The organism is Oribacterium sinus (assembly GCF_014202695.1).
GTDB classification, from domain to species: domain Bacteria; phylum Bacillota; class Clostridia; order Lachnospirales; family Lachnospiraceae; genus Oribacterium; species Oribacterium sinus.
This window is the reverse complement of record NZ_JACHHH010000009.1, coordinates 58,039-71,101: the sequence shown is the minus strand read 5'-3', so window position 1 is coordinate 71,101 and position 13,063 is coordinate 58,039. Positions and strand designations below refer to the sequence as shown.

Here is a 13,063-nt window from a genome sequence, read left to right as displayed (position 1 = left end):
TTAGGATGGGATATGCAACACTAAATACATTCCTTAGAACTCGTAATTATCTACTGTATCAGGAGTAACAACCAGTTCCGCCTGCCCAATCAATGTACGGTTAGTATCCTTATTTAGAGTCATTGATTTATATCCATCAACACCAGCATTATAGCCTTCTCCATCACCAATGTTTTCACCTGCAAGAATATCTGCTGCCAGCTTACACATAACATAGCCTGAAAGATCAGGATCCCATAAAAGTAAAGTGTCAATAGTGCCCGACTTCATATATGGTGCAAATTCTTTCGGTGTACCAACGCCGACTACATGAACGTCCAAACCAAGTTCCTCAACAGCTTTAGCAATTCCCGGGCAGTCTGTTGATGCAACACCAGTGAATCCTTTAAGATCCGGATTAGCCTTAAGAACTTCTTTTGCACGCTGATAAGAAGTATCCATAGACTCCTCTGACTCACAAGTTGGAACTTTTCCGTCTATGAGTTCCATATCTGGATATGCTTCCTTTTGACGTTCATATTGAGCATTAGCATATTCCATATGTGTAGTAGAAGTTGTATATGCAACCATCTCGGCATATTTTCCTTCTTTATCCATTGCCTTGGCTAGCTCATCCATAATTGCAGCGCCAAAGTCCTTTGCAGTGAACGCTTCTATATCAAATAAGGTATTTTCAAGATTAGATGCTTCATGAGAAACAACCACAATTCCTGCTTCCATTGCTCTTTGTAGTGATGCCTCAAGTGCCCCTGGATCAATGGGCACAACGCAGATTGCATCTACACCTTGATCAATCATCTGATCCACAACCTCAACCTGAGAGGCAGCATCTGCTGTTGCAGGTCCTTTTTGAATCACATTAATAGAGGTATCCTTGCCAAATCGATTAACACCAACTTCCATGCGTTTAAACCACGCTGAAGTATTGTCCTTAGTAACAACAGCAATAGTCCACTCTGACTTATCCTTGTTGGACTTATACTTAGCCACGTCAAAGAGATCCCCTGAAGCTACTTCCGTTTTCCCACTCGTTTTTTCCTCGGCAGATGCCTCCGTCTTGGCCGTAGTAGAAGTAGTCGTATTTGATGAACTGCTTCCACATCCCACCAGTGCACTGATGATAGTTGCTCCAGCTATAACCATAGCCATCAACCTCATTCTTTTCATAGTTTCCTCCTTAAAGTTATAAATGAATTTTTGCTATTCTTAGCAAAAACTAGTTAACAAGAACAATCATAGATTTTGAATACATATCTTGGGCGTAAGATAAACATGCCGAGTTTCGGATTTCGGAAATGCAATCTTTTCAATAAGAAGATTAATGGCTGAATTACCTATTTCTTCCGGTGGTCTATCAATATAATCAAAATTATCCAAAATAATATCCATGGGTTCAATCTTATCAAGACTGATACACCGAATTTCCCTATTCCAGTGCATTCCATGTTTTTTCAATGCCTTCAATAATCCAAGACTAATACTATTATTGCCAGTTATCATTCCATCTGGCATCTCACCTGAATCCAGCATCTCCATTGCCACTCGATATGCACTTTCTGTAAAATAATCCACTGTATTATAATAATATTGATCAATACATTTGATGTTATGCTTATCTAAAGCATCGACATACCCCTGTCTTCTTGTACGCCCCAATGTAGTACAAACATCGGCATTCATCATCCCAATGGTTTTGCACCCGGCCTCCATCAAGATTTCTGCGGCTTGGAATATCGCCTCACGATCTCGAAAGAAAACTCCGTCAAACATCTTAAGTGCTTCTACATCTCGATCCATTACAACTATAGGTACATCAAGCTGTTGCAAAAGAGATATAATCTCGCTTTGAGAAGAATAGTCTATCGCAGGCGTGTATAGCAAACCAGCAACTCCAATTTCTTTAAATCTTTCCAAAGCTAGCGTATCTTTTTTTGCATCATCATATGCGCTAAAACAGATAAATGTCATCTTTCGTTCATCCAGTTTCTTCGCAATACAACGCAATACAGCCCCCCAGAATGGATTATCAATTTCAGGAATTATAACTCCGATAGTGGTACTTAATTGCATGGATAGATTTCTAGCGTTCTGAGATGGTACATACTTCCGTTTTTTCATTATTTTTTCAATTTTTTTTCTAGTAATATCATTTACCTTCTCAGGGCAATTCATTACACGAGAAACCGTTGTTTTCGAAACCTTTGCCTCCTGTGCTATATCATTAATCGTAAATTTTTTAATTGCCATCTCATTTCCTTTTTTATGAAATCGGTTACATCAACTAGAGATTATTGCTTTTTTACTTTTTTGTCAACAAAAACCTTTTGTCATTGATTATTTTGTACTATTTGCCTATATTCTTTGGCATGTATTGTTCATAATGTCCTTCATATAATGTATATTTTTTATTTTATAAGCATAGTGTGTAACTTTTTATTGACTAAAATCTTGATATGAATTAAATAATATATATGTAACTGGTTTCATATTTTTTAGTCTATTGCTTCTGAACGCTTGAAATAATTTATTATATCTAAGGAGGTTGAATGTGAAAAATCCTAACGTAAAACACATAATTATAGGAGGAGATCCTGGTGGCTTTTCATTAAAAAATGCAATTCGAGATCACCTAATTGAAGAGGGATATGACATAACAGATGTTGATTATGATGCTCCTATTTTTTTTCAAGATGTAGCAAAAAAAGTTGCCCAAGGAGTACAATCACAAAAATTCGATAGAGGAATTGCAATCTGTGGAACCGGAATGGGGGTTAGTATTATTTGCAACAAGCATAAAGGAATCTATGCAGCACTTTGCGAGAGCGTTTACCAAGCTAGACGAGCTCGCCAAGTAAACAATACAAACGTACTCTGTCTAGGTGGATTTATCGTCGGGGAGGAAATGGGCCGAATCATGGCTGATGCTTGGCTAGAACAAGAACATATGTCTGGTTTATCCCCCAATGTTGCAAAAATTGTAGAGCATGAATTTGATCAACTGGTCGAATTCGAGAAAACGGTTTTTGAATAGATAAGTGAGGTCGCTTAGCAAATGGATATTAAGAGACAAATAGAGAATGAGGATATATTTCTTGGTATTGAATTAGGATCAACAACAATAAAGGCTGTTCTTAATGATCTTAACAACCACCCCATTGAGGAGGGCACTTTTTCATGGGCAAGTAATTATGAAAATGATATTTGGACATATAAATTAGAGGAATCTGTTTTTGGACTTCAAAAAGCATATGCCAACTTAAAAGAAAAAGTTAAAAATAAGTATGGTGTTATTATTCGCGGATTCAAAGCAATTGGAATAAGTGGCATGATGCATGGCTATCTCATTTTTGGGAAAGACGGAAATCTTCTTACACCGTATAGAACATGGCGGAATACCATGACCAAGGAAGCCTCCGTATTTTTAACAGGATTGTTTCATTACAATATTCCTCAGCGTTGGAGCATTGCGCATCTTTATCAGTCAATTCTGCGAAAAGAAAATCATATTCCAGATATTACTTTCATGACAACATTGTCCGGATATATCCACTGGATTTTGACCGGAGAAAAAGTTTTGGGAATTGGTGATGCCTCAGGAATGTTTCCAATTAATTTTTCTCATAAGACTTATGATGCCGACATGATTCAAGCATTTAATACGCTTATTAGTGAACATTCTGTAACTTGGCGCCTCCAAGATATTTTACCCAAAGTTCTTCTTGCCGGCTCAGAAGCAGGGAAGCTCACCGCAAATGGTGCTCTAATATTAGACCCTACGGGAGATCTCAAGTCTAATATTCTATTCTGCCCTCCGGAAGGCGATACATCGACTGGGATGGTTGCTACGAATTCACTAAGCCCTAAAACCGGAAACATTTCGGCTGGAACCTCTGACTTTGCAATGTTAATTTTAGAAAAGTCACTTTCAGCGGTATATCCTCAAATCGATATAAATGCAACGCCAGCAGGTCATCTTGCCGCCAACATACATTGTAATCACTGTACTGCCGACCTCAATGCATGGGTTCATATTTTTGAAGAATTTGCTGAAGCAATAGGCCACACAATTTCATCTACAGAACTCTATTCTTTACTGTTTCATAAAGCTATAAAAGGAGACGCAGATTGTGGCGGCCTATTAGCATATAACTTCTATTCAGGCGAACCAATTATTGGAGTTGATGATGGAAGGCCATTGCTAACACGTTCTTTTAATAGTAATTTCACTCTAGGGAACCTTATGCGTTCACATTTATTTACAGCATTTGCCGGTTTGAAATTTGGAATGGAAATACTACAAATAAATGAAAAACTAACTTTTAACCGCATTATGGCTCACGGTGGAATTTTTAAAACCCCCCATGTAGCACAAGATATTCTAGCTGCAGCTATGAATACCCCTATTTCTGTAACACCAACAGCATCATTTGGAGGTGCCTGGGGTATAGCGGTTCTTGCTGCATATACATATGCCATAAAAGAACATAATACAAACAAATCTTTAGATAACTGGGTTGATCAAGATGTATTTAAACAACAAGACATTGTTACAGTAGATCCAGATCCTGAAATGGTAGCGGGTTTTAACACATTTTATCAAAGATATATTCGTGGCTTACCTATTGAGGATGCTCTAGCAAAATATATGAGTTAAGTAAAGCTAAGAATATACGTTTATATTTATTTATCCGCTTTGATATGGAAAGACTTAATTCCATCGATAAAAACACTTCTTAAATATAAATTATGAGAAGCATCAATAAAACTATGGAATTTCAAGTTAAAAAAGAGTCCAGTAAACGTAATTGGAAAAGGACTTCCAAGATGTATTTAGAGACCGATAAACCGGTGTTCGCCGGATTATCGGTCTTTCTTTTTTATGCTCCTGATTATGTCTTATGAGCCTCTTTCTTGCAAATGCATGCGAGCTCTTACAAATAGAAAATTCTACTCCGTTTACGGATATTATCCGAATGTGGAGTATAGGAGATTTGGAATATTCGAATTATACTATTAGAAAATCTAATTTCTTCATTCTGAAAATTCTCATTCTTACAAGGAGATTCTTATGTCCACATTTAAAGTCAATTATGACTCTACCGAAAAGCAAAAAATCATTTCCTCTCTCACATTAATGGATGATCTGTTTATGAAGGTCGTTTTGCAGGATAGCAAATGTACGGAATATATCCTTCAAACAATCCTGGATAATGCAAAATTAAAGCTCAAAAAACAGATTCTTCAAAAAAATCTTCCTAATCTCCATGGACATTCCCTAATTTTAGATTGTCTATGCGAAGATGAGACAAATAATATTTATAATATCGAAATTCAAAATAATACCTCCGGAGCCCAACCCAAAAGAGCCCGCTATCATGCCGCTTTATTAGACACGCACTCTCTAAAAAGAGGAAATGATTTTACACAATTACCTCAGTCTTATGTTATATTTATTACAGCAAAAGATGTACTTCACGGTCAACAGCAGATTTATCATGTAGAAAGAATAATAAGAGAATCCGGAAAGCCATTTTCAGATGAATCTCACATTATCTATTTCAATACTTCTTACATAGATAATAGCCCTTTAGGGAAATTGGCTGAAGACTTTCATGCTTTAGAAACAAGCAAGATGCACTCCCCGATTTTATCCAAAAGAGTAGAAGTATTAAAAAGCTTCAACGCTAATCAGAAAGGAGATCAAGAAATGAATGTTCTTTTAGAGCAATACCGGCAAAAAGCCCTTAGAGAAGGAATGGAAAAAGGAATGGAAAAAGGAAGTTTAGCTAATAAAAAAGCGATGAAGCTAATGGGATTGCTGGCGGAAGAAGGTAGAATTGAAGATATCAAAAAAGCTTCTGTGGACCAGGAATATTTGCAGAACTTGCTTTTGGAATTTGATTTATAAAACAATTCATATACTGTATATAAGTAAGCCCCCCGAATGTTTAGAAAATGATTCTGTTCATTCGGGGTCATTTTTATATATAAAATTAATCTACTATTTCTGTCAAAAAGCTACATATTAGAGTTTACTCAATGACATATAAAGGCTCTCCTGTAACAAGATAATTTTCTTCTGCCGGAGCAGATGCATCAGATTGTCTCCAAAAGTTATTTTCAAATACTAAATACACTGTCTTGCCATTATATGGCATTAGATAAGATCGCATAGAAGAATCCGGATAAAAATCAAGACCTTTCAGATAAACATATTCACTTGGATCACCATCTGCTCGATTCATCCATAGCCTTTCCGGTTTCGTAAAATCAATTATTCCAAAATAATGTCTTAGTGAATCCATGGAATAATTAGCAAGCAAATTAACATCATGACCAGCTTTTCTCCAGTCATAATATGTCCAAATACCAATCTTTCCTTGAATAGGCACATACCCCTTATTCTTCGCCTCCTGAATCTTGGCCTGCCTTGCCGCCTCTGCCATGGCTTGCTCTTGAGCCTGGTCTCTCTTTCCATCTTCTCCAAGATACTTTCCATCAATCTCTTGATTTTTCGCCATGGATCCATCTCCCAAGAGATAGTAGTCCTCAATCCATTGATTTTTTGCCATGGTACCATTAGGCAAAAGATAGTACCAGCTTCCCTGTTGCTCCACCCACTCCTGTTTTGCCATGGAGCCGGTGGGTTTAAAGTAGTACCATTCTCCGTCAATTTCTGCCCATTGGTTTCTATAAAAATGCTTTCCCACCCGATAGCGCCATATGCTTCCGGTTTTCACCCAAGTGCCGGCAAAGCTGATTCCGGAAAATAAAGTGGCTAATAAAATACTGAGCCACACTATACTTAAAAATCTTTTTTTCACATTCCCCTCCATTTTCTCTATTTAAGAGTATGTTCTAAGAAGCGTAACATTTGCCTGTTCCACAGCATTCATTACCGGATAGATTTCTTCCATATCGGCAGTTCTTGGGGTGTACCAGCTCTTCTGCGCAAAATAATCCGTTAGAGCCTGATCTTTGAAAATGTAGCCGTGGCGGGCATACATTTCATTGATAATCATTTGGGTAATACTTCTCTCTCCGGGAAATATACTGTTTGGATACTGCGCCTGGAAGTTCGAGACATCCGCAGTACTTAGCAAACGACTTGCACTTTCTGCATAAAGGTATTCTCCTGTAGCAGGATTTTGCACAGCTGCATTGCCTCCCTCTGCACCGGACTGTACGTTGGCACCGGGCTGAGCATTGGCATCGGCCTGAGTGTTTGCATCAGCCTGCATTTCCATAGAAACAGTTGACTGCTCCATAGCGCTTTCCTTCTCATTTTCTGCCAAAGAAGCTTGCTCTGAACCTTTTTCTTTATTTGGATCTGTAGCATCAGAATCTTTCTTTTCATCCTCTTTTGTTAAACCGGATACTTTATAGCTTCCGCCTTTAAGAGAAAGGGGAATAGCTAAATTCTTTACACTTTCTTCAGAAAAATCCCAATGATATTGGACCGTATCTCCATTTTTCAAATCCGTAGTTTTGCTAAAGTCCGGTAGCATAATAATATTCTTGGCATAGTCAACGGCATCCGGATAAAGAAGGGGAAGAAAGCCTTCCTCCGCTTCTTTAGAATAATGAATTTTCTCCTTCTCTTTTTCCAAGAGAGCATCCCAATCAATTTCAGCCTCTAAAGCTCCCTGCCCATCAGCTCCTACGGATTGAATTTTTAGGTAAGCGTTTAAATCTATCCCATTATTTTTCGGACGAAGCAGTAGAAATCCACCTCCTGCTATCACTGCTAAAGCAAAAATTACCAGCCCTGGTATATACTGTCCCGGTTTAGTTTCGGTATTACTCGGTTCAACTTTTGGAGATGAAGCTCCGGGGAAAATCTGCTCTTCTTCAGGAGAAGCGTTTTCCATATTTTTATTTTCATTGAATTGTTCCGTCATAGGACACTCCTTCTTTCCATGAAAAGCACTTTAATAGGGATATTTTTTCACGAAATTATCCCAGCCCATCTTTAACGCATCCGGGGCAGGAATATAATCAATATATCCTTTATCCAAATAAGCCGCATACAAAGCGGCATCCGTGGTAACCGGTTCATCATGCCTTACATCATCGTCAGTATACGTATAAGTAGCTATTTCTGTTGAATCAATTTTTGAGCCATCATAGTAGTAATAATACATACGATTCAGTCCTGTTTCATAATCGTCAGCATTTCCACGGAACCACAATCCTCCAAATAAACCGGGATAGTTTCTATTCTTACTATATCCGGCATAAGCTGTACCGGAATAAACACTCATATTCCCTTCTATTTTTCGTACACCATTTTCCGTCGCTCTGTAGAAGCAAGTATAGCTATAGCTGGATCCATTTTGGTTACCAACCAGTAATTCCGGAACTCCGTCATTGGTAATGTCATATAAAGCAATAATCGCACTAGCCCAATCAAATATATCCACATCATTACGGTAACGTTCGTTCTTTACAAACTCATAGAACTTCTCTTTCCATGTCCCTTTATTGGCACTTGCGTTATTCACTGCTTCTGTTGCTGCCTGTGTTGCCGGGGCTTCCGTTTCTGCGGGTACAGCTTCTGTCTGTGGAGCGCTCTCTATGGCCTGTCCACCTCCATTTGCTTCAGTTCCTTCCCCCGCCTGTCCGGCTGTTTCCTCTTGCAGTGCCTGGGCCAGACTTTCTATCTTGCTCTTTTCTTCCGCACTTGCTTCCGCCATATTTTGGACAGCGAAAGTCAATCCCTGCTCTCCTGCATCTTCCGCTACAAGGCAGTAGCGATATTGCTCTTCCGGAAAGCTTTCGCTGATAAAGTTGAGTAGAATGCGATAAGCCATTGCCTCCTTTTTCACGGAAAGGATTTCCATATTTTTTACTTCTCCGGTGGAGGGACTTCCCTGCTCCAGATTTTCTAAAATGCTAAGCAATAGAGAATCCGGAAGACTTTCCAGGAGAATATCGGAATCATCCCCTTCCTTTAAAATCTGTCCTTGCAGGAAGAACAGGGCCTCATTATAGGATAAGGCTATATTTTTTACAGAAGCGGTCACAGCTTGATTTATGCTGTTCTTCTGTTCTTTTTCATTATTTTCTGAGGTATCAGTAGATTTCTCAGGCTGATTTTCAGGCTTCTGAGACTCATCCAAAGTATTCGAAGCTTTATCTTCAGTTTTTTGCATTACATCTACAGTGTCCTGAGAATCCTTAAACTTGCTGTTTTTTCCGTTGCTAAGTAGTATACGGGATTGTTTCTTCTTCAATCCTTCCCAAAGGGTCAAATAATCCTGTTCCTTGACTTCTTTTCCGTGTAGCATATATTGTCCGGAACTACCTTCTCCAGCCGTTTCTCCGGCTGAATCTTCAACATTTTCCCCGGCTTCTTCTCCTGCATCTTCTCCGCCAAAGGGTTCATAGGAGTGGCTGGCGATTTCTTCAAAGCTTAGAGGAAGGCTGCCGTTATTCAAACGATAAAGGCGCTCCAACATTTGCCCGTCATACTCTTCCCGATAGAGATAGAGGGTCTTTTCTCCTTGAATTTGGAATAGGGTATAATTCACACCGCCACCGGCGAAGACATCCAGACTGTCCATGGTGCAAAGGGGCTCAAGCCTTCCCCCTGTAAAGCTGTACACCTGTAAATCTGCCTGACTTACCCTGCCGTCTTCCTTACCGCTGTTTCCCTCTATGTAAAGTAGCTCCGGGGTATCGTCACCGAAAATATCCCAAAGCAGGACCGTTTTTCCCTCTTTCTGCTCTGCGTCTTCCCCTGCATCCTCCACATCCTGCCCGCCATATTGCCAAACATACGAAGAAATGGCCTCTCCCTTTTCTTCCAAGTGGGCAAGATAGGACCCATAGGCTCTACTATAATCCGAAGAAAATGCCTCTTCTTCTCCTATCTCCCCGGACTTCCTGTGTAAAAACAGCAGGAAGAGAAGCAATATTGCCACGAGTAACACAAGAAATGGCAAGTATTGCATGAGTTTGTAACGGCCGTTTCCGGTATTTTCGGTATTACCGGTGTTTCCTGCTTTTCCGGTGTTTTCAGCTTGACCTGCACTTCCGGAAGCCCCGCCGTTTTCCTGTTGCTCCTGTGAAAAATTGGAAGAGTTCATCATTTTCCCCCTCTAATTCCGAGTAAATCGACTTCTTTGAAGCTTTAAGTTTTACCCTATCTTTTTACCACAATACCAGCGGTAGCAAAAAAGCCACCGCCGGTATCAGTTCCCCGGTAAATCTTATCTCTTTACCGGCTTTCCATTTACAGTCCATCGACCTTCACTATCTAATTGATAACCGTCTTTTTGTTCATTACGATAAAGTCTTCCCTGGTTTGCTCCTCCTTCTTCCAAGTAGTAACAATAGCCGTCAATCCACTGCCATCCTGTTACCATTCTTCCTTTCCAACCGTCGGAAGTTGGGAAGAGATAGTATTTGCTGCCATTTAGCTCTATCCATCCTGTTGCCATATAGCCGGAATCCAGGAAGTAATACCAATAGGTCTTACCATTGTAATCTTCATTTCCCCAGTTGTTCTTAGGATAGCTTCCGTCTGCTTTTTTATACCACCAGCCGGTTCCGTCCTGCATCCATTGTCCGCCTGCTAAAGAACGCTCAACACCCAGAACCTGTCCTACATTTCCACCGCTAACGCTGGGCTTTCCGAAGCCACCGGAGGAGCTTCCGCCACCTCCACCGCCGCCGGAAGAACCGCTACCGGAGGAACTGCCTGAGAAACTGCTTCCGCCACCGGAAAATCCACTTCCTCCGCCTGAAGGCTTACTACTGCCGGAACTGCTGCCTCCGCCACCACCGGAAGAACTGCTACCTCCACCGGAAGAGCTACCGGAGGAGCCGCTTGAAGAACTGCCACTATTGCCACCGGTCTGTGCCTTCTTTCTATACTGTGCCGTAATAGTTATATTTCCCTGTACATTTCTTGCATCCTTATCCCAGCCGGTAAATTCATAGCCCTGCACAAGAGGTGCTGAAGGATAGCTTGCATTTTCTCCTTTTTCTACATTTTGCGTAGATAGGGTTTCTCCGATCATTCCCTTAAATATAACATTATAATACACTGCCGCAGGGTATCTGTCCAAGTAGAATCTTTGCGCATCATGTCCGTGCCAAAGATACTGCTGAACATTGGTGCCATTCGCCGTCAAACCGCCGGTAATGTCCACCACTTTTCCGGAGCCCTTATTCACAAATCGATAGGTTCCGTCTCCATTTGCCACCACGTACCATTGTTCACTGGGCTTACCATGCTTCTCCCAGGTTAAAATGTTTACTTGATCATAAAGACTATCTGCCACCACGTCCAAGTACTGATTATTGTACTGATTCTTTACCAAAAAACTACCATCACCCTGCTTTTCCAAGTTCCAGATAATTGCTGAATAGATATTGTCTTTATTATACTCCCAAAGGTGTACATTGCTACCCAGTTGAGTAGCATTACCTGTAGCTACTGCAACAGCCTTATTCGGTGCCAGCTTGGATCGAAGTATATAGCTCTTACTCTTCACTTCCGGAGCACTCTTTTCATTAACCTTAGGTTTATAATATTTAAAGAGTTTAAAACGCTGAGCATAAGATCCATTTGGTTCATATTGTCTTACATTTGTGCCATCAGCTGTACCGGCATTATCCACATCCATTCTGAGTCCGGAACACTGAGGAATAAACTCATAGGCACCGCCTTGTTTTACGATATAAAACCGCTGATTTGCATTCGTTCCTATTTGATTCCATACCTGAATATTCGGTCCATTACCCGCTGCTCCGGGACCTCCGTTCACATCTAAAACTGTTCCTGCCTTAGACCGAATAATAAAGCTATCATCCGGCTGTCTTTCCAAACGCCAGTAATATGGAGCCTCTCCCCAAGTGCGGTAATCTCTAATGAAAACATTTTGACCACTTTGTCCATTACCGCCATAGGCTAGACATCGCCCTTCAGCAAGTGTAGAGGTAATAAGATACTCTCCATCTTCAATATCATCGTCACTGCCTCCGGCCGGGAGGGGTAAACGATCCGGCTTGGGTGGAGCGGGTGGGCTATAAACATAAATATAGCCTTGGAAACCTTTAATGTTTTCCATTACATCATAGCGGAAGGGATACGCACCTTTTTTCCAAGGAATTGGATGTTCTGGATCATATCCAATACTTGAGCTGGAGGTATAGACTATTCCATTTTCAATTTTCTCAACCACAGCTACATGACCCAAGGTTCCATAACTCCAACAAGCAATTGCTCCTACTCTTGGCTCATAGCCACGTGGAAAAGCATTGGTATTGATATTATATTGCCACCAAGTTCTTGCATCACCCCGGCTTAAATTAGGACTATATCCTAATAACTCATATGCCCTTCCCCAAGCATACCAAGTGCAATTTATTCCTTTCGCTGGAAATGGATTATCATAACCATAAAATCTGCCCCCTGTTCCTGGATTTGTCGTTCTTGGCACATACCCTACCGACCTAAACCCGGAATATCCGAACAAAGACGCGGTCTCTGCAACGGGAGCTTCTTCAATGCCTTCCTCCTCTGTCTCCTTGAAGCCACTTTTCAGCTTGCTTAAATCTACGATGGAATAGGTATTTTCTTCTTTCTCTACAGATCCTTCTGCTACCTCTTTTTCCTTTGATTCGTTCTTTGCTTCTTTTCTCGAATTTTCTTTGTTTTCTGTTTCTTCCTTTTCTTTTGCTTCTTCTTGTACTTTCCCTTCTGATGCTTGCTTTTTTTCTTCCGGTACTTGTACTTCTTTGCCTTCTGCTTCTCCCTCTTTCTTTTCCAAAGAGCCGACTGAGTCTTCCGAAATTGCTTCCTCCGACTTTGTCTCGGTTGTTTCCTTCATAGTGGCTTCAGATGCTATATTTTCCTGCTCCGCATACGCCGGAATCGTAGCACTTCCTACCATCGCCAAAGAAACAAAAAAGGCAAGGATTTGTTTCTGTCTTCTTCTCATGCATAACCTCCTTATCCTGCATTTGAAAACAAACGTTTTCCCTATTCACGTAGTAGTGTTCAAGCCATCAGCATATCCGCAGATAAACTACATCCTGACGGATGAACTTT

Annotated in this window: 9 protein-coding genes; 3 read left to right on the top strand and 6 right to left on the bottom strand. The window is 40.4% G+C overall.

Annotated elements, in window-relative coordinates:
* Nucleotides 1-33: 33 nt before the first annotated feature.
* Together HNQ46_RS08900 and HNQ46_RS08895 are read right to left on the bottom strand one after the other, a co-directional pair.
* Nucleotides 34-1,167, bottom strand: coding sequence for an autoinducer 2 ABC transporter substrate-binding protein (locus HNQ46_RS08900; RefSeq protein WP_183684381.1), 1,134 nt, complete (start codon nt 1,165-1,167; stop codon nt 34-36).
* 66 nt (nt 1,168-1,233) lie between these two features.
* On the bottom strand, nt 1,234-2,247 hold the full coding sequence (locus tag HNQ46_RS08895; protein WP_183684380.1) for a LacI family DNA-binding transcriptional regulator: 1,014 nt from the start codon (nt 2,245-2,247) through the stop codon (nt 1,234-1,236).
* 301 nt (nt 2,248-2,548) lie between these two features.
* Here HNQ46_RS08895 and HNQ46_RS08890 point away from each other — a divergent pair, with 301 nt between their 5' ends.
* The 3 genes from HNQ46_RS08890 to HNQ46_RS08880 all read left to right on the top strand — a co-directional run bounded on the left by HNQ46_RS08890 (nt 2,549) and on the right by HNQ46_RS08880 (nt 5,908).
* Nucleotides 2,549-3,031 (top strand): RpiB/LacA/LacB family sugar-phosphate isomerase, encoded by a 483-nt coding sequence (locus HNQ46_RS08890; RefSeq protein ID WP_314327732.1) that lies wholly within the window; start codon nt 2,549-2,551, stop codon nt 3,029-3,031.
* Nucleotides 3,032-3,052: 21 nt separating this feature from the next.
* A complete protein-coding gene (locus HNQ46_RS08885) occupies nt 3,053-4,654 on the top strand; it encodes a xylulokinase (RefSeq protein ID WP_183684379.1) in 1,602 nt (533 codons plus the stop codon).
* 414 nt (nt 4,655-5,068) lie between these two features.
* Complete coding sequence (locus HNQ46_RS08880) at nt 5,069-5,908, top strand: PD-(D/E)XK nuclease family transposase (RefSeq protein WP_183684378.1); 840 nt, start codon at nt 5,069-5,071, stop codon at nt 5,906-5,908.
* A 124-nt stretch (nt 5,909-6,032) separates the two neighbouring features.
* Here the strand turns inward: HNQ46_RS08880 and HNQ46_RS08875 are convergent, their stop codons facing one another.
* From HNQ46_RS08875 to HNQ46_RS12180, 4 genes are all read right to left on the bottom strand, one after another.
* On the bottom strand, nt 6,033-6,824 hold the full coding sequence (locus HNQ46_RS08875; RefSeq protein WP_183684377.1) for a hypothetical protein: 792 nt from the start codon (nt 6,822-6,824) through the stop codon (nt 6,033-6,035).
* A gap of 21 nt (nt 6,825-6,845) precedes the next feature.
* Entirely contained in the window at nt 6,846-7,901 is a 1,056-nt protein-coding gene (locus tag HNQ46_RS08870) for a YARHG domain-containing protein (RefSeq protein WP_183684376.1), read from the bottom strand.
* Nucleotides 7,902-7,931: 30 nt separating this feature from the next.
* Nucleotides 7,932-10,091: a hypothetical protein gene (locus HNQ46_RS08865; protein WP_183684375.1), complete on the bottom strand. Its 2,160-nt coding sequence runs from the start codon at nt 10,089-10,091 to the stop codon at nt 7,932-7,934.
* 123 nt (nt 10,092-10,214) lie between these two features.
* On the bottom strand, nt 10,215-12,953 hold the full coding sequence (locus HNQ46_RS12180) for an RICIN domain-containing protein (protein ID WP_183684374.1): 2,739 nt from the start codon (nt 12,951-12,953) through the stop codon (nt 10,215-10,217).
* Nucleotides 12,954-13,063 lie beyond the last annotated feature (110 nt).